This window comes from Kitasatospora sp. NPDC059722 (assembly GCF_042733235.1).
GTDB lineage: Bacteria > Actinomycetota > Actinomycetes > Streptomycetales > Streptomycetaceae > Kitasatospora.
On record NZ_JBHWGD010000060.1, the window covers coordinates 21,078 to 38,939 of the forward strand.

A 17,862-nucleotide genomic window follows, 5' to 3' on the forward strand; every position below is an offset into this window, starting at 1 on the left:
ATTCTTCGCCCCCCACCACACCCCCACCGCCGCCCCCCACACCGGGGCCGGGGATTGGCCCTCCCGGCCCGCCCCGCCCCCCGCCCCCCGCGCGCCCGCCGCGGGGGCCGCGCGCCTGACCGTTCGCCACGGCGTGCGGGTGGCCGACACCGGGCGCGGTCCCGGTGCGGACCTACGGCGCTTCGACCCGGCCACCGGCCTGCTCGTGCTCTCGCCGTGGCTCACCGAAGGACAGCGAGCCTTTCAACTCGCCACCCAGCTTGCACTGTTGGAACAGCGTGACCTGCTCGACGCCCTGGTCGCCGGGGCAGGCCTCGCCTCGCCGCAGGCCGATCGGCTGGTCCGGATCGGGCTCGCCAACTACTTCGCGGGCGCCGTACTGATGCCGTACTCCGCCGTCCACGCCGCCGCCGAGGAACTGCGCTACGACCCGGACCTGCTGGGCGCCCGCTTCGGCGTCGGCTTCGAGACGGTCTGCCACCGGCTGAGCACGCTCCAGCGCACCGGCCGGCGCGGCGTGCCGTTCTCCTTCCTGCGCGCCGACCGCGCGGGCAACATCTCCAAGCGGCAGTCCGCCACCGACTTCCACTTCTCCCGCCTGGGCGGCACGTGCCCGCTCTGGACGGTCTACGAGGCCTTCTCCGCCCCCGGTCGGATCCTGACCCAGGTCGCCGAGATGCCGGACGGGAAGCGGTACTTCTGGATCGCCCGGACGGTCTCCCACGGCGGGCACGGCCACCGCGCGCCCCGCGCCGAGTTCGCGGTCGCCCTCGGCTGCGAGCTGCGCCACGCCCACCGCCTCGTCTACGCGGACGGCATCGTGCTCGACGACCCCCGCGCCGCGACCCCGATCGGCTTGGGCTGCCGGATCTGCGAGCGGACGGACTGCGTCCAGCGGGCTCGCCCACCGGCAGGCGAGCGACTGGCCGTGGACCCGGACCGGCGCACCCGGGTGCCGTACCCGGTCGAGGGGAGCAGGTGACCGGGAGGAACCCGCGGCCGTGAGTGGTCGACCTCGACCTCGGCCTCGACCTCGGCTGCGGTTCCGGTTCGCTTGCCGTCCGGCTCCCCGGCCGCCTGCCGGGGCGCGGGTGGTCGCCGCCGACACCGACCCGTTCCTGGTCGGGTCGGGCGGGCAGGGCATGACTCCAGAGGCCGACAGCCAGGGTTGTCGGACGTGATCCGGCCGGGCGTCGTGATCGTCGGAGGTCAGGGCGATGGCGGGTCGGTGTCGAGGGCTGCGGCGAAGGGGTCGTCGGACAGCTGCCAGTGCTCCATGCCGAGGGCGAGTTCGGCGTCGGTGAGCAGGCAGTCGTTCAGCCGCTCGTGGAGCGAAGGGACGTCGAGGTCGATGCCGGTGAAGGTCAGTTCGCAGCGGCGCTCGCCGTAGTAGGGGTGCCAGAACAGCGCGGCGAACGTGCGCCGCTCGGCCGAGGCCGTCCGCCATGCCGTGTCGTCCTGTTCGGGCAGCCAGGTGCCGGGCTTGGGGGCGGTGAGGCCGTAGCGGCGCTGGAAGGTGTGTCGGGCCGGGTGTGGGCCCCGGGCGTGGGCCCCACCATAACGTAATGGTTTTCGTTTTCATCTAGTGCTAGTGTCGGCTCACCATTCGCGGCAGCGGCGGCATTCCCACGGGTCGCCCCCGCCTGCCGCCGCTGTCCACACCGGCACGGAGTCGCCATGTCCGCCCACTGCCAACTCACGGGCCGCAAGCCCGGGTTCGGCAACGCCATCTCCCACTCGCACCGCCGCACCCGGCGCCGCTTCGACCCCAACATCCAGACCAAGCGCTACTGGCTGCCGAGCGAGGGCCGGTTCGTCCGCCTGACGCTCAGCGCCAAGGGCATCAAGACCGTCGACAAGCTCGGCATCGAGAAGGCCGTCGCCGTCGTGCGCGCCCGGGGAGGGAAGGTCTGATGGCCAAGCGCAGCAAGATCGCCAAGAACGAGCGGCGCCGCGTGATCGTCGCCCGGTACGCCGAGCGCCGCGCCGGGCTCAAGCGACTGATCGCCTCCCCGGCGACCTCGCCCGAGGACCGCCTCGCCGCGCAGGCCGAGTTGCAGCGCCAGCCGCGCGACGCCAGCGCCACCCGGGTCCGCAACCGCGACGCGGTCGACGGCCGCCCGCGCGGCTACCTGCGGGCCTTCGGGCTCTCCCGCATCGGGGTGCGCCGGCAGGCCCACGCCGGGTTCCTGCCCGGTGTGCGCAAGGCCAGTTGGTAGCACACCTCGTGAACCGGTCGTGCCCCGGGCCACGCGGACTCTCCCGGCCCGCGCGGCACCGGGGTGCGACCCCGAGGAGAACCCTCGATCCCGTCGTCGCCTCACGCGTACGCAACTCTCACCAGAACCAGGGAAGCCGTGATCAAGATCGCCCCCGCCCGCCGGGACCGCAGGACGGGCCCCAATCCTCCCGTCACGTACATCGACGACAAGGACGCGGACCTGCTTCGGAAGTTCATCTCCGACCGCGGCCGCGTCCGCGCCCGCCGCATCACCCGGATGACCGCTCGGCAGCAGCGCGCGACGGCTCGCGCGATCAGGAACGCTCGCGAGATGGCCCTGCTGCCCGACGGCACCGGCGCAGTGCGAGTCGGCCGGTGAACGGGCGCCTCCCCGTCACCGTGCTGTCCGGGTTCCTTGGCGCGGGAAAGACCACGCTGCTCAACCACCTGCTGAACAACCGGGACGGCCTGCGAGTCGCGGTCATCGTCAACGACATGAGCGAGATCAACATCGACGCCGCGCTGGTCCGCGAGGGTGGTGGCGCGCTCTCCCGGACCGAGGAGCGCCTGGTCGAGATGACCAACGGCTGCATCTGCTGCACCCTGCGCGACGACCTGCTGGAGGAGGTCGACCGGCTCGCCCGGGCGGGGCGCTTCGACTACCTGCTGATCGAGTCCAGCGGCATCTCCGAGCCGATGCCCGTCGCGGCCACCTTCGCCTTCGCCCGCGACGACGGCGCCACCCTCGGGGAGGTCGCCCGTCTGGACACCATGGTCACCGTGGTCGACGCCGCGAACTTCCTGCCCGAACTGCGCGGCGGCGACGAGCTGACGGCCCGTGGCCTCGATCAGTACGAGGACGACGAACGCACCGTCAGCGACCTGCTGATGGACCAGGTCGAATTCGCCGACGTGTTGGTCCTGAACAAGACCGACCTCGTCACGGCCGAGGAGGCCGACCGGCTCGCCGCCGCGCTCAGCCGCCTCAACCCCGCGGCCCGGATCGTCCGCGCGACCGGCGGTCGGGTCCCGCCCGCCGAACTCCTGGGCGCCGGGCTCTTCGACCTGAGCAAGGCCCAGGAGGCCCCGGGCTGGGTGGCCGAGCTCAACGGTGACCACGTGCCGGAGACCGAGGAGTACGGCATCACCAGCCTGGTCTTCCGCGCCGAGCGGCCCTTCCATCCCGGCCGGCTCTGGGAGTTGGTGAGCCGACGGCTCGACGCGGGGGAGTTCGGCACCGTCCTGCGCTCGAAGGGCTTCTTCTGGCTCGCCTCCCGACCGGCCGTCACCGGCCTGTGGTCCCAGGCGGGCTCGGTCGCCCGTTTCGAACCCTCCGGCATGCGCCCGACCATGAGCCTGACGTCGAACCTGGCCACTCTGACCGATGCCACGGCGCTGACCGGCCTCGGCGACGAGCAGGTGCACAGCGGCCAGGAGCTGGTCTTCATCGGCACCGGTCTGCGCAAGGACGAGCTGCGCGCCGCACTCGCCCACTGCCTGTTGGACGACGCCGAGCACGCGGCCGGGCCGCAGGTCTGGACGTCGTTCGATGACCCGTTCCCGGTGTGGGACGAATACGAGCTCCAGCAGGACCACGACCACTCCCACACCTAGGACAAAGCGCCGGAGCCGCTGCACCGCCCTGATCGGCGACTCCGAGGGGTGTGCGGATTTGTACGGGAGACGTGCCTTCAGGGGGGTTCGATGGCAGCATGGGTCGTCGCAGTAACCAGCCGTCAACTCCACAGGGGGAAAAGATGATTGGGTTGCGCACCGCTGCTGTCCGCCTCGCCGCCGTGACTGCCGTCGCAGCAGGCAGCCTGGGTCTGAGCACTGGGGTGGCGTCCGCCGACGCCACCTTCACCGCCAACGTCCCCGGCTGTGCCGGGGGCATGATCGATCAGTACTACAACGGGCACGACTGGGTGCAGGGCTACGTGATCTCCACCATGGGCAACTACTGCACGGTGAACCTCCAGCAGTCGAACGGCAACTGGTCCAGCGCCTACAGCAACGTCCGGGGCGATGAGCACTACACCTACCAACTCCAGGACTCCGGAATCACCTCGTACGTCATCGTGTGTAACACCGACCTCGGCCGGTGCGCCACCAGCGCTTCGTACTGACGGGCAGTCGTCGTTCGGGCCACCGTTGCGTACAACAGCAACACCGCGTTCGCCAAGTGACCCTGGTGCTGTAGCGGGCACATGAACGTGTGCCCCCGGTTCGCGCAACTCGGTGCCCCGGACGTGTGCCCGACGGTGGAACCCCGCCGCCGGGCACACGTGTCGGACGGTCAGCGGCCCCGTTGTTCGGTGCCGGTCGCGGAGGAGCTTCCCGGGCCCTGCCAGCCGGTGGCCGAGGGCCAGAGGACGGAGACGTCGAGGACCCGCTCCACGAGGTCGGGGATCCACGGCTCGTCGGGCGGCGACGTGAGGACGACGTGCAGCCGCTCGGGGGTCTCGTCGGTCACCTGCCCGATCTCGCGGACCCGGACGGCGCCGGCCCGCACGGCGTGGTACGAGGTGTGGCCGGCGGGAAGGACCTCGCAGACGATCGGACCCCGCTCTCCGGGCCGGACGACGTCGACGATCGACGAGTCCCGCGGCTTGTGGCCCGCCGCGAAGAGGTCGGCCATGAGCCGGTGGCGCACCGCCTCGTGCTGGTGGCACGTCCGGTCGGCCTCGGCCGCGGCCGCGAGCTCGGCCGTCAGGACGCCGGCCGGCGCGGCCACGGCGGACACCTCTGCGGCCACCTCGGCGGACTCCTCAGCAGACCTCTCGCCTGTGAGCTTCGCCAGGGCTGCGACCGTCCGGTCCCGCCAGCCGCTGCTCCGCAGGACCTCGCCGAGCCGCGCCAACTCGGTTGCGTCCGCGGACCGCACGGCCTCCGGAAGGCCGCGGGAGAGGTCCCGCAGCACCGTCAGGTCGGCGGAGGACGGCGATCCCAGGAGCCGCCAGACGGAGAGCCAGTCGGCCTGGTCGCGGCGGAGGCAGCCGCCGACCAGAGCGTCGAGTCCCAGCAGGCCGGTCTGGGGGAGTTCGGCCGGGAGGTCGTCCTCACCGATGGCGGTGAGGACCGCCAGCGCGCTCCTGTACCGCTCGGTCGCGCGCCCGGAGATCTCGTGGCGCCCGAAGTCGTTCGCCGACACGACGTACACGCCGGAGCGGCGTTGCACGACCCAGACGTCCAGCTCCTGCCCGGCCTCGGGCGCCCGATCGGTGGGCCTCAGCTTCAGGATGTACCGCCGCTTCCGGTCCTCGGGTACGGGGGTGACCCTCCAGTGGAGCTGGTCACCGTGGGCGAGGGCGCGTACCCGCAGTTCGGTACCGGGTGTGAGTTCGTCCGCCGCTTCCAGGCCGGTGGCCGCCAGGATCTCCGCGTCCAACGGGGTGGGCCTGCGGACGAAGAGCACCGAACTGCCGTCCGGCGAGAGGTTCCAGGTGCGCGACGAACCGAGGACGAGGTGATTGCCCCGCGGCTGGGTCTCGACGTGGCCGCCGGACAGGTCCGTCGCCAGCGCGCTGCGGAGCCGGCCCAGGAAGGCGTCCGACTGATCCGACCGGTCCGAGGCGAGGTCGGCGTACGCGGCCCGGGCCTCGGCGCTCACCTGGATCTGCTCGACCGTCAGGGCGCGTACCGCGGCCGTGTCCTGGAGCGCCGGGCCGCGGTCGGCGACGGCGGGCCCGGAGACCCGGTACCGGGACGGGACCCCGGCCAGGTACTGCGCGGGGCTCCGCTCGCCGTGCACGCTCCGGTAGCCGGTCAGGGCCGTCCCGTCGTGGCTCAGGACGAACCGGTAGCCATGGAGGTCGACGAGGCGGTAGCCGTCCGTCTGCTGCGCCTGGCGCCCGTCGGTCAGGAACGTGGCGATCACGCCACGGATCTCGGCTTCGGCCTCCTGGTCACTGCCGCCGTGCGCGGTCACGAAGGCCCGGACGGCGGCCCTGGTCACCCGGAGCCTGCCGAGGAAGGCCTCCGACGCCTCCAGCCCCGTCCCGAGGTCGGCGTCGGCGGGCACCCTGGGCAGGTTGCGAGGCGTCGGGCGCTCCGGCACCGAGCTCGTCCGGAAGCCGCCGCACGAGCTGTCACGGCACCAGCCGTCGGCGTTCTGCGTGGGCAGCTCGCAGCGTTCCCCGTCCAGGTGGAAGCGTGAGCAGACGCGATCCTGCGCCGGGCCGGATGGCGGCTGCGGTGCGGGATCGTCCGGTGCGGGGCCGTCCGGTGCGGGATCGTCCGGTCCGGCGGAGGGCGACGGGCCGACGGCGGGCAGCATGACCGCAGGCAAGGGCGAGGTGTGCAGCACCGTCAGCGTCTGTGTGCTCCGGGTCAGGGCCACGTACAGCTGCCGCGGGCCCTCGGCCCCGCGGGCGGTGATGGTCGCCGGCTCCAGGACGAGGACGTGGTCGAACTCCATGCCCTTCGCCTCGCCGGCGGTCAGGACGGTCACCGCCTCCCGCACCTCGTCGGTCATCGCCTCCGTCGAGTCGACCAGGAGCCGGACCTGCTGGAGCCAGTCCGAGTCGTCGGGGACGACCAGGGCGATCGAGCGCTGGGTGTGACCGTCCGATCCGGCCAGCCGTGCCGCGTGCCCGACCGCCTCGGCGAGGAGCTGCCAAGGCGTCGTCTCCACGATCCGCACCGGCTCGCCGTCCGCTTCCTTCACCGCGGCCGGGAAGGGAACGGACGGGGCCACCGCCCGGGCGAGTGGCGCGACGAACTCCATGATCTGGGCCGGCACCCGGTAGCTGGTGGTGAGCTCTTCGAGGTGCCAGCCGCCCTCACCCGCCAGGACCCGGCCGAGCCGCTCCCAACTCGGGTAGTCGTGCGGTCCGGTGGCCTGCGCGAGGTCGCCGAGGACCGTCATCGACCCCTTCGGATTGCGGCGGCGCAGCGACCTGGCCTGCATGGGAGTCAGGTCCTGGGCCTCGTCCACGACGATGTGCGGGTAACGCTGGGGCGTCTCGCCCGAGATGAGGGTCCGTAGCTCTTCGAGGCACACCAGGTCGTCCAGGGTCCACGGCTCGTCCTCGGCACGTTCGGCGGCCGGGCGCGTCAGCAGTGCCTGCTCGGCCGCGTCGAACACCTCGGCGGCGTACTCGTTGAGCCTGCCGGGCGAGTTCAGCAGGCTTCGCAGGGCCTCCTCCGGGCTGAGGGGAGGCCACGCGCGTTCGACGAGCGCGGCCACCTGGCGATGGCGCTCGATGCTCTGCCGAACGGTCCGGTCACGAGCACGCTGGGGGAAACCCTGCCGCAGCGCGGCCAGCAGGAGGTCGACCAGCACGTCGCGGAAGCGGTCCCGGCGGGCCCGGTAGTGGCCCGGTCCGGTGCGGGCGGCCTCGAAGACGCGGCGGACCTCGGACGCCGGCACCCTCAGGGGTGCGCTGCCCAGGACGATGGTGAACATCGGCTCGCCGTGCTCGTCCGCGGCGGGGGTGACGGCGGCGTCGACGGCGGCCGGCCGGCAGTTGCCCTCGACCCGGCGCCGCAGCACTTCGGCCATGCGTTCGTCCGACTTGATGCGGCGCACGGACGGGGTGTCCTCGGCTCGCACGCTCCCCTCCCAGAGGAAGGAGAGCTCGACGGCGGTGACGTTGCGCGTGCCCAGGGTGGGCAGGACCCGGCCGACGTACTCCAGGAACCTCCGGTGCGGTCCGACCACCAGGATGTCCTGCGCCTGGAAGCGCTTGTTGTCGACGAGCCAGGTGACCCGGTGGAGGCCGACGGCCGACTTCCCGGTGCCCGGACCGCCCTGGACGACCAGGACACCCGTGGACGGGCCGGCCACCAGCGCCATCTGGTCGGGCTGGATGGTTTCGACGATGTCGCGCATGCGGCTGCGGCGGGCGCGGTCGAGGTCCCGGAGGAGCAGGTCGTCCACCACCGTTTGCCGGGCCCCGGAGACGGGGCCGAACACGTCTCCGGGGGACGGCACATCCGTGCCCGGGCCGACGGAGGCCGGGACCGGCGGAGCAATCTCGTCGCGGTAGTCCCGGACCGTCCGCTGGTCGCAGTCCAGACGCCGCCGCAAGCGGACCTCTCCGGGGGCGTCCGGCGTGGCCAGGCGCCACGCGGTGGCGAGCGCGTTGGTCCAGGAGATGACGACGGTGTCGCGGGTCTCGGCGTCGTGCACCGTCCGCCGCCCGACGTAGAAGACCTCCGGCTCGCCCGACTCGTCCGACCGGGTGTCCACCCGCATCGTGACGAGGTTCTCGCCCTCCAGACGGAACACCTCCGCCCTGGCCGAGGACTCCGCCCGGGCCGCGATGCCGTCCTTCCCGCTGGCTGCCGCCCGGGCCGTCGCGTCGCCGGACAGTTCGGCGAGCTTGGCTTCGTAACAGGCGTACGCGCGGTCGACCGCCCGCTGTTCGGTGGTGATGACGGCCGACCTCGATGACGTGCTCATGTGCTTCCCCTCCCGCGGGCGTCGCACTGCGCGGCCGCCCGCCTGCAGCCGCCACTTGCCTACCAGAGCGTGCACGTACGTCGGGTGCGGAATGCCACATTCGTTGTGGAAGCGTAGGGTTCCGGAGCCTGCGCGCCGTGGGGGCTCCGGAACCCTGAAGTCCCCGCTCGCGCGGGGGTTGCCTTGGACGGGACGTCGGCGTGCTCTGCAGGACGGTCACCGCCGACCACCTGTGCTTCGCGCCGTACGCGGCGTGGGCACCGAGAAGTGCGTTGTTACCGCAGCGGTGAGGCAGGTGTGGGGGTCACACGGGTGACGACGGACTTCTCGGGGATCAGCAGGCCGTAGACCACGGGACCGATCTCGTTCTTCCAGCGGTCGTGGCCGTAGACCGCCGCGTGGAGGGCTGTTGACGGGCCCTCCTCCGACGTCGACGACGCTATCCCCGCGGGTATGGTTACCATCAAGGTCTAATACTTCCCATTGGGAAGTGACCTGATGAGGAAGAGTGAGCATGGCGACCACCTGCCCCAGCGGCCAGCACGTGCACCACGATGTCTACGCCGCCCAGTGCCCCTGCCGCGCCCTGCTCGACTTGCTGGCCAACAAGTGGTCGGCGCTCGCCATCGGGGCCCTCGAAGACGGCCCCCAGCGCTTCGGCGAACTCCAGCGGAAGCTCCAGGGCGTCAGCCCGAAGGTCCTCACCCAGACACTGCGCCGCCTGGAGGACTTCGGCATCCTCGACCGGACCGTCTACCCCGCCGTCCCGCTGCACGTCGAGTACTCCCTCACCCCGCTCGGCCGCAGCGCCGCGATCCCGCTCAACGCGCTGCGCTCCTGGGTCGAGGACAACATCGACCACGCCTACCGCGCCGAGCCGGTCGCGTCGTAGGCCCGGGTCGGGCCCCGGGGCTCGATCGGGTATCAGCGGCGGGTTTCGACCAACAGGTCGCCGTGGGTCGCCGTGCGCATCCTGTCGCCGGCGAGCAGGTCGTGCGGGTAGCCGAGTTCGATCGCGCTGGCCTCGTCGAGGCGGGCCAGCTGGGAGGCCGTGAAGTCGACCTCCAGGGCACCCAGATTGTCCTCCAGCTGCGCGAGAGTGCGGGCGCCGATGAGCGATGCCGTCACATCCGGGTTCTGCAGGGTCCAGGCCAGCCCGACCTGGGCGGTTGTGCGGCCCAGCTCCGCGGCGACCTCCTTCACGACATCAGCGATGTCCAAGTCGTGTTCGGTGAGCCCGCCGTTGGCGATATTGAAGTTCTTACGGGTGCCGTCGTCGACCGCGGTGTTCGTCGTGGTCAGGTCGTCGCGGCTGTACTTGCCGGTGAGCACCCCGCCGGCCAGTGGCGAGTACGGCACCACGCCCAACCCCATCTCGCGTGCCATCGGGATCAGGTCACGTTCCCCGGTGCGCTCGATCAGGTTGTATTCGATCTGCAGGGCGACCAGCGGCGACCAGCCGCGCAGGTCGGCGATCGCCTGCATGCGCGACACCTGCCAGGCCGGGGCGTTGGAGATCGCCACGTACAAGACCTTGCCCTGCCGGACCAGATCGTCCATGCCACGCAGGATCTCCTCGACCGGTGTCGTGAAATCCCACACGTGCAGGTAGAGCAGATCGATGTAATCCGTATTCAGCTGTCGCAGACTGGCTTCCACCGACGCGAACAGGCTCTTGCGGTGAGGGCCCCCGGAATTCGGGTCGCCGGGCCGGCGCAGCGTGGTGTATTTCGTTGCCAGCACCAGGCTTTCGCGGTTGTCGCGGGTGAATTCACCCAGCAGGCGCTCGGAGCTGCCATTGGTGTAGGTGCTGGCGGTGTCGAAGAAGTTGCCGCCGCGCTCGACGTAGAGGTCGAACAGCTTTCGGGCCTCGTCCTGCTCGGCGCCCCAGCCCCACTCGGTGCCGAAGGTCGCTGCGCCCAGCGCCAGCGGTGAGACCCGCAGCCCGGAGCGGCCCAGCAGCCGGTAGGTGTCGAGGGTGAGCGACATCGTGTCCTCCTGTGCTTGTCATCCGTTGCCGGGAACAAGTCTGTGACCGTCGCGAGCCGGGGATAAGGGAGAGAAGTTCCTGGGAACACCAGTCCTACCCTGGCTGTTGGAGCGGACATGATGACCCGCACCGTGGACACGACCAAGGAGCTGGCCGCGTTCCTGCGGACCCGGCGCGAGCGCCTGGATCCGAAGGACTTCGGCCTGCCGTCGCGTCAGCAGGCCCGGCGGGCCCCGGGACTGCGTCGTGAAGAGGTCGCCGAACTGGCCGGGGTCAGCATCGACTACATCGCGCGGCTGGAACAGGCCCGGGGACTGCGGCCCTCGGCGAACGTGGTGGAGGCGTTGGCCCGGGCGCTGCGCCTGGCCCCCGACGAACGCGCCTACCTCTTCAACCTGGCCCAGCAGCGCCCCCGCAACGCCGACAAGCCCGCCACCACTGCAGCACCCCCGCTGGCCCGGCTGGTCGCCGACCTGTCGCCGTTGCCGGCCATGCTGATGAACCACCGCTACGACATCCTGGCCTGGAACGGCGAAATGGCGAGGCTGCTGCTGGATTTCGACACCCTGCCGCCGTCGCAACGCAATGCCATGTGGCTGTGCCTGGTGCACCCGGAAATACGCGAGCTCTATGTCGACTGCGAGCGCGTCGTGCGGGAGGGAATCGCCCACCTGCGCGCAGCGTGGGCCGCGCACCCGGAGGACCAGGCGTTGACCGACCTCATCACCGAATGCACCACAAGTAACCAGGAATTCGCGCGGTTGTGGGCCGAGCGGGACGTGAACGTCAACGGCCGCGGACTCAAGGTGATGCGACATCCGGACGCAGGTGTGATCGCCGTGAACTTCGAAGTGCTGATGCCACTCCAAGATCCGGACCAGCGGTTGATGATCTGCCGCGCCGTGGACGATGAGAGCCGGTCGGCATTGAACCGGTTGTGCTCACGGTGACGTCGAACCCTCATTCCGGTGCGCCTCGGAGTCCATCGGTGAGATCCGGGCCGAGAGCATGTCGGGATGACGGACCGGCCGAGCCGGGCATCGCACACCATGTCACCGAGGACCGTGGTCGGCGCAGGGTCGTGCGTCGGGCGATCCGGCTCGCGCCCGCCGAGGGCATCACGTTTCCTGGTGCGACGCAAGTGTTCCGGATCCGCCGGGACAGCTGAACTATTCAGAACATAGGACCGGCAGCTCAGGGGCGGCTCGCCGGTCCGGCGAAGAATCATGCAGGTGTTCGGAACTTCTCGGGGTTCCGGTCCGACTCATGGGCCGGGTGTCGTCGCCGACGGCGCCCGGCACAGGAGGAGGACGGAGCATGCGGCCCATGAGGCGCTGGTCGGATCGGCCGGGATCCGCCGGCAAGGGGTGTACGGCGTGAGCGCGACGACGGGCCAGGCGGCGGCGCCGCCCGCCGGCACGGACCGCTGGAGCCTGGTCGCGGTCGCCGGGATGCTGTCGTTCGTGGCGATGCTCGACATGAACATCGTCAACATCGCGCTCGCGGACATCGGCAAGGGCTTCCACATATCCGCGCAGACCGCCCAGTGGGCCGTCCTGGGGTACCAACTCCCCTTGGTGGCGCTGCTCCTGCCGGCCGGACGCTGGCTGGACGCGGTCGGGACCCGCTCCGCGCTGCTCACCGCCGTCACCGGGTTCGCCCTGGGCAGCGCCGCTACCGCCGCGGCGCCCTGGGCCGGGGCGCTGATCGCGGCCCGGGTCGTCCAAGGAGCCTTCGGCGCGGTGCTGTTCGTGCTGATGCCGGTGCTGGCGATGCGGTCGGTGCGGCCCGAACTGCGCGGCCGGGCGATGAGCGTGCCGGCGACCCTGGGGCCGCTCGGCGCGGTCACGGGCCCGGCCCTGGGCGGGCTGCTGCTCGACCACCTGGGCTGGCGGGCGATCTTCCTCGTCAAGCTGCCCGTCTGCCTGGGAGCCTGGCTCCTCGCCCGCCGCCACGTGCCCCGGAGCGGTGCCCTGGTCAAGCCCGGCCGGGCGGAGTTCACCGACGCGGCGCTCATCGGCGGCGCCGTGTGCGCGGTCCTCCTCGGGCTCACCTTCACGGCGGACGCCCCGGCCTGGCTGCTGCTCGCGGCCCCGGCCGTACCGCTGACCGCGCTGTGGCTGCGGCGCGCGGGCGGACAGCCCGTCAGGTCCGTGCTGCGGGCGAACCGGACGGCGGGCCTGAACACCGCGGTGCTGGCCATCGCCCTGGCCTTCGCCGTCATGCACTACCTGCTCGCCCTGCACCTGCAACGGGACGAGGCCGCCAGCGCCACCGCCACCGGCCTGACCATCCTGTGCTTCCCGCTCGCCATGGGGATCGGCGGGCCCTTCGGCGGACGGCTGGCGGACCGCTTCGGCGCCCGGCCGACCGCGACCGCCGGGGCCACGCTCACCGCGCTCGGCTTCCTGCTCCTCGTTCCGCTGGGCGACACCTGGAGCCTGCCGGACATCGCCTGGCGCCTCGCCCTCGCCGGAGCCGGCATGGGCCTGTACGGCGGCCCGACCCAGGCGATGGTCATGACCTCGGCCACCCCGGCGACGACGGCCACCGCCGCCTCGACCGTCCAACTCGCCCGCAGCCTCGGCTTCACCCTCGGCCCGGCCCTCGCCACCGCCACGTGGAGCCTCGGCGGCTCCGGGACGGGCGGCCTGCACCTCGGCCTCGGTCTCGCCGCGGCCTGCGCGTGCCTCGCCGTCCCGCTGCTGGCGCGGCACGGCCGCGCGACCCACACGCAAGCGGTCTGAGCCCGCGTCACCTCCCCGTCACGTTTCCACCCCTGGAGCACACGCATGTGCGGAATCACCGGCTGGGCGTCCTTCCACCAGGACCTCCGGCGCAGCACCCCCGTCATCGAGGCGATGACCGCGACCATGGCCCTGCGCGGGCCCGACGCCGGGGGCGTCTGGACCGGCGCCCACGCCGCGCTCGGCCACCGCAGGCTCGCCGTGATCGACATCGAGGGCGGTGCCCAGCCCATGGCCGACTGCCCCGAGCAGCCGCACGTGGTGCTCACCTACAGCGGCGAGGTCTACAACCACCACGAGCTGCGCGAGCGGCTCAGAAGCAGCGGCCACCGGTTCGAGACGCGCAGCGACACCGAAGTGGTGCTCCGCGCCTACCTGGAGTGGGGCGACGCCCTGGTCGACCACCTGGAGGGCATGTACGCCTTCGCCATCTGGGACGAGCGGCGCGAGCGCCTGCTGCTCGTCCGCGACCGGCTCGGCGTCAAGCCGCTCTTCTGGGCGGCGGTCGACGGCGGCCTGGCCTTCGGCTCCGAGCCCAAGGCCCTGTTCGCCCACCCCGAGCTCACCCCCACCGTGGACGCCGACGGCCTGCGCGAGGCCTACAGCCTGTTGTTCAACACCGGCCCCACCGTCTGGGCCGGCATCCGCGAGGTCCACCCGGGCGGGCTGCTCGTCCTCGACCGCGACGGCATCCGCGAGCGCCGCTACTGGGACCTGGCCGCAAACCCGCACACCGACGACCCGGAGACCACCAAGGAGCGGGTCCGCGAGCTCGTCGACCGCGCCGCCAGGTCGCAGCTGGAAGCCGACGTTCCGCTGTGCAGCCTGCTCTCCGGCGGCCTGGACTCCACCGTCGTCACCGCCCTCGTCGCCGACGAACTCCGGCTCAGGGAAGGCCCGCAGGCCAGGCTCCGCTCCTACGCCGTCGACTACAGCGACCAGGCCGAGCAGTTCACCGGCGACGTCCTGCGCACCGGCCACGACACGCCCTTCGCCACCGAGGCCGGCGCCTTCATCGGCACCGACCACTCCACCGTGATCCTCGACCCGCGCACCCTGCTCGACCCCGACCACCGCCGGGCCGTCGTCGTCGCCCGCGACTCGCCGATCGGCGTCGGCGACATGGACACCTCGCTCTACCTGCTGTTCGGCGAGATCCGCCGGCACTCCACGGTCGCCCTGTCCGGCGAGGCCGCCGACGAGGTCTTCGGCGGCTACCCGTGGTTCCACAACCCCGAGGCGCTCGCCGCCCAGGCCTTCCCCTGGCTGCTCGTCACCGGCGACGCCGCCGCCATGCCGCTCAACCCCGAGCTCGCCGCCCGGCTGCGCATCCCCGAGTTCCGCGCCGACACCTACCGCAGCGCGCTCGCCGCGGTCCCGCACCTCGACGACGAGACGCCCGCGGAGCACCGGCAGCGCGAACTCCAGCACCTCTCGCTGACCCGTTGGCTGCGCCAGCTGCTGCACCGCAAGGACCGCCTCTCGATGGTCCAGGGCCTGGAGGTCCGGGTGCCCTACTGCGACCACCGGCTCGTCGAGTACGCCTTCAACGCCCCCTGGGCGATGAAGAACCACGACGGCCGCGAGAAGAGCCTGCTGCGCGACGTCGGCCGGGGCATCGCCCCCGACTCGGTCCTCTGGCGTCCGAAGAACCACTACCCGGCCACCCACCACGCCGAGTACAACCGCGGCCTCCAGCACCTGGCCCGCGAGGCGCTGGACGCGCCGCACGTACGGGACATCGCCGACGAGACGGTCATCAAGACCGCCCTCGACACCCCCGCCGAGGAACTCCAATGGGGCCACCGGCTCCGCCTGGAACGCGTCGTCGACCTCGCCCTGTGGCTCGACCACCACCGCCCCGCCCTGGCCCTGTGACCCCGCCACCGCCACCGCCACCGCACAATCTCCGCACAACCCCGAAGGAACCCGGCATGACCACCCCCGACCGTCCCGAGGGCCGCTGCCCCGTCACCGGCGCCGCCGACGGCGAACCGATCCCGCTGTACGGCTCCGCCTACAAGACCGACCCCTACGACCTCTACCGCCGGATGCGCGACGCCGGGCCCGTCCACCGGGTCCGCTTCCCCTCGGGCATCGCCGCCTGGCTGGTCACCGGCTACGACGCCGCCCACCAGGCGCTCAACGACCCCCGCCTCGGCAAGAACCACGACCTCGGCAACGACAACTGGCGCGCCCTCGCCTCGATCATGCCCGAGCCCCAGCACTCCCAGCTCCAGGCACACCTGCTCCACCAGGACCCGCCGGAGCACACCCGGATGCGCCGCCTTGTCCTGGACGCCTTCGCGCCACGACGGGTGGAGTCGCTGCGCCCGCGCTTCCAGGAGCTCGCCGACGCCCTCGTGGACGAACTGCCCGCCGAGGGCGGCGCCGACCTGGTGCAGGGCTTCGCCGCGCACTACCCGTTCCGGGTCCTGGCGGAGGTCATCGGCCTCCCGGCCGAGCTGGCCGCCCGCTTCGACCGGGACTGGGGCAAGGTCGTCCAGCCGGTCGGCCCGCAGGACCCGGGCCGGCCCGCCTACGAGGCCCGGCTGCTCGGCCTGCAGACGTACATCGCCGAGGTCGTCGCCCACAAGCGCGAGCACTGGGACGACGACCTGCTCTCGCGGCTCGTCATCGCCAAGGACCGCAGGGAGCTCACCCGGGAGGAACTCGACTCGATGATCTTCCAGCTCCTGGTCGCCGGCCAGGAGCCCGTCACCAACCAGATCACCACCATGCTGATCACCCTGCTGCGCCACCCCGACCAGCTGGACCGGCTGCGTGACGACCCCGCCCTGATGCCCCGGGCGATCGAGGAACTCCTGCGCCACGACAGCGCGTTCGAGCTCACCACCTGGCGGTTCTTCGCCGAGGACAGCGACCTGCACGGCACCCGCGTCCCGGCGGGCGACTCCGTCATCGTCTCGCTGTGCGCGGCCAACCGGGACGGGGCGCAGTTCCCGGACGCCGACGTGCTCGACCTGGAACGCACCCCGAACGCACACCTCGCCTTCGGCCACGGCATCCACTTCTGCCCCGGGGCCGCCCTCGCCCGCGCCGAACTCCAGGTGGCCATCGCCACCCTGCTCGCCCGCCTGCCCGGCCTGCGGCCCGCCGGTTCCCTCGACGACCTCGCCTGGATCCCGGCCGTGCTCGCCCGTGGGGTCAACCACCTCCCGGTCGCCTACGACAAGCGCACCTGACCTGACCCATCCCGCCCGACCCATCCCGCCCGACCAGGGCGGCCCGGCACCCGCCTCCTGCCGAGACAAGCGGCGCCGGGCCGCCATCCCGACATGCCCCCATGGAGGAGTCGCATGCCCACCGAGTCCATCACGGGTACGTCCAGACCCGTCCGGCAGACCTGCGCCGCCGTCCTGGAACTGCTGCTGCCCCACCGCCGCGCCACCGACACCGCGACCCCGGTCGCCGTCGACGACTTCCCCGAACAGCTCCGGCAGCTGGCCGAGTTCGTCGAGGCGGGGGAGCGGATCGTCTTCACCCTGCCGGGCTTCCCCTGCAAGTCGCCCAGCCCCGCGAAGGTCCTCGGCCACCTCCCCGACGAGGGCGAACGCCTGTCGCTCACCTTCCTCGACGACCTCTGCCGGGCGGTCGGCGAGGTGTACGAGCCGGGCGCCCGGATGGAGATCTGCTCCGACGGGCACATCTTCGGCGACCTGATCCGGGTGCCGGACCCGCACATCGACGCCTACTCCGACGAACTCGCCGCCCTGATCCGCCGCGAGGGCCTGACCCGGCTGTCCGTCTTCGACCTGCGCGACGTGCTCGGCGACCTGCCGTACGACGAGAAGCGCGCCCGGGTGCACGCCGCGTACGCGCCCACCGTGGAGGAACTGCGCGCCGAAGTGCGGCGCGACGAGCACACCCTCGCGATCTACCGGGGCATCACCCGCTTCCTCACCGAGGACACCGTGGACTTCACCGGCACCAGGTCCGCCCTCCAGCGCGAGTGCCGGCACCGCGCCTACGGCGTCATCCAGCGCAGCCGCGCGTGGGGAGACCTCATCGCCGAGCACCACCCCCGCACCGTCCGCCTGTCCATCCACCCCCAGCCGCGCGGCGCCGCCAAGTTCGGCATCCGCCTGCTCGACGCCCCCGACGCCTGGACCACCCCCTGGCACTCCACCGTCCTCCACCGCGCTGACGGCACCTGGCAGTTGATGCGCCGCGCCGACGCCGAGCAGCACGGCACTCTGGTGCTGCGCGACGGCAGGCCGAGCCACTTCGAGGAGCTCTGCCCGCTCGCCGGCTGACGCACGACCGCCCCCTCGCCCCGATGGGGAGCGAGGGGGCGGTTCGGCGATCCTGCGCGCGGACGAGCGCCGCGGAGGGCGCGGCCGTCTTCCTCCTGTGACCGGCGCACCGGTACCCGGTTCCCCACATCGTGCAGTAGAGATCTCGTCGTCCGGGTAGAAGTTCGGCATGGCCGGGTGGGGGACAGGGCCACCCAAGCGGGAAGTGACTGACGGTCGAC

General features: G+C 72.0%; 15 protein-coding genes. 12 read left to right on the top strand and 3 right to left on the bottom strand.

The features are described 5' to 3' along the window. From ACFV4F_RS30600 to ACFV4F_RS30625, 6 genes are all read left to right on the top strand, one after another. Positions 1 to 982 (top strand): short-chain fatty acyl-CoA regulator family protein (locus ACFV4F_RS30600; RefSeq protein WP_380507257.1); only part of this gene is annotated, 982 nt, incomplete at its 5' end. 695 nt (positions 983 to 1,677) lie between these two features. Beyond that, on the top strand, positions 1,678 to 1,914 hold the full coding sequence (gene rpmB, locus ACFV4F_RS30605; RefSeq protein WP_380440794.1) for a 50S ribosomal protein L28: 237 nt from the start codon (positions 1,678 to 1,680) through the stop codon (positions 1,912 to 1,914). Next, a complete protein-coding gene (gene rpsN / locus ACFV4F_RS30610) occupies positions 1,914 to 2,219 on the top strand; it encodes a 30S ribosomal protein S14 (protein ID WP_380507260.1) in 306 nt (101 codons plus the stop codon). The genes rpmB and rpsN overlap by 1 nt, the downstream gene beginning before the upstream one ends. 147 nt (positions 2,220 to 2,366) lie before the next feature. After that, on the top strand, positions 2,367 to 2,600 hold the full coding sequence (gene rpsR, locus ACFV4F_RS30615) for a 30S ribosomal protein S18 (RefSeq protein ID WP_380507320.1): 234 nt from the start codon (positions 2,367 to 2,369) through the stop codon (positions 2,598 to 2,600). Continuing rightward, positions 2,597 to 3,835, top strand: a complete 1,239-nt coding sequence (locus ACFV4F_RS30620; protein WP_380507262.1) for a GTP-binding protein — start codon at positions 2,597 to 2,599, stop codon at positions 3,833 to 3,835. Before rpsR ends, ACFV4F_RS30620 begins: the two co-directional genes overlap by 4 nt. Before the next feature lie 152 nt (positions 3,836 to 3,987). Continuing rightward, entirely contained in the window at positions 3,988 to 4,347 is a 360-nt protein-coding gene (locus tag ACFV4F_RS30625; protein ID WP_380440788.1) for a hypothetical protein, read from the top strand. Between the two features lie 170 nt (positions 4,348 to 4,517). Here ACFV4F_RS30625 and ACFV4F_RS30630 read toward each other — a convergent pair whose 3' ends face one another. Both ACFV4F_RS30630 and ACFV4F_RS30635 read right to left on the bottom strand, forming a co-directional pair. Further along, entirely contained in the window at positions 4,518 to 8,627 is a 4,110-nt protein-coding gene (locus ACFV4F_RS30630; protein ID WP_380507265.1) for an AAA family ATPase, read from the bottom strand. 275 nt (positions 8,628 to 8,902) lie between these two features. Next, the gene (locus ACFV4F_RS30635) at positions 8,903 to 9,091 is read right to left on the bottom strand and encodes a hypothetical protein (protein WP_380440784.1); all 189 of its coding nucleotides are present in this window, start codon (positions 9,089 to 9,091) and stop codon (positions 8,903 to 8,905) included. Positions 9,092 to 9,141: 50 nt separating this feature from the next. Between ACFV4F_RS30635 and ACFV4F_RS30640 the strand changes: the two genes are divergently transcribed. Next, a complete protein-coding gene (locus ACFV4F_RS30640; protein WP_380507268.1) occupies positions 9,142 to 9,519 on the top strand; it encodes a winged helix-turn-helix transcriptional regulator in 378 nt (125 codons plus the stop codon). Positions 9,520 to 9,551: 32 nt separating this feature from the next. Here the strand turns inward: ACFV4F_RS30640 and ACFV4F_RS30645 are convergent, their stop codons facing one another. Then, positions 9,552 to 10,616, bottom strand: a complete 1,065-nt coding sequence (locus ACFV4F_RS30645) for an aldo/keto reductase (RefSeq protein WP_380507271.1) — start codon at positions 10,614 to 10,616, stop codon at positions 9,552 to 9,554. 117 nt (positions 10,617 to 10,733) lie between these two features. Here ACFV4F_RS30645 and ACFV4F_RS30650 point away from each other — a divergent pair, with 117 nt between their 5' ends. The 5 genes from ACFV4F_RS30650 to ACFV4F_RS30670 all read left to right on the top strand — a co-directional run bounded on the left by ACFV4F_RS30650 (position 10,734) and on the right by ACFV4F_RS30670 (position 17,641). Then, positions 10,734 to 11,567, top strand: coding sequence for a helix-turn-helix transcriptional regulator (locus ACFV4F_RS30650; RefSeq protein ID WP_380507273.1), 834 nt, complete (start codon positions 10,734 to 10,736; stop codon positions 11,565 to 11,567). A gap of 426 nt (positions 11,568 to 11,993) precedes the next feature. Continuing rightward, positions 11,994 to 13,364 (top strand): MFS transporter, encoded by a 1,371-nt coding sequence (locus tag ACFV4F_RS30655; protein ID WP_380507276.1) that lies wholly within the window; start codon positions 11,994 to 11,996, stop codon positions 13,362 to 13,364. A 45-nt stretch (positions 13,365 to 13,409) separates the two neighbouring features. Then, complete coding sequence (asnB, locus tag ACFV4F_RS30660; protein WP_380507279.1) at positions 13,410 to 15,242, top strand: asparagine synthase (glutamine-hydrolyzing); 1,833 nt, start codon at positions 13,410 to 13,412, stop codon at positions 15,240 to 15,242. 56 nt (positions 15,243 to 15,298) lie between these two features. Next, the gene (locus ACFV4F_RS30665) at positions 15,299 to 16,570 is read left to right on the top strand and encodes a cytochrome P450 (protein ID WP_380507282.1); all 1,272 of its coding nucleotides are present in this window, start codon (positions 15,299 to 15,301) and stop codon (positions 16,568 to 16,570) included. A 114-nt stretch (positions 16,571 to 16,684) separates the two neighbouring features. Continuing rightward, positions 16,685 to 17,641 carry an L-tyrosine/L-tryptophan isonitrile synthase family protein gene (locus ACFV4F_RS30670; RefSeq protein ID WP_380507285.1) on the top strand — a complete coding sequence of 319 codons (957 nt, stop codon included), beginning with the start codon at positions 16,685 to 16,687 and terminating at the stop codon, positions 17,639 to 17,641. Positions 17,642 to 17,862 lie beyond the last annotated feature (221 nt).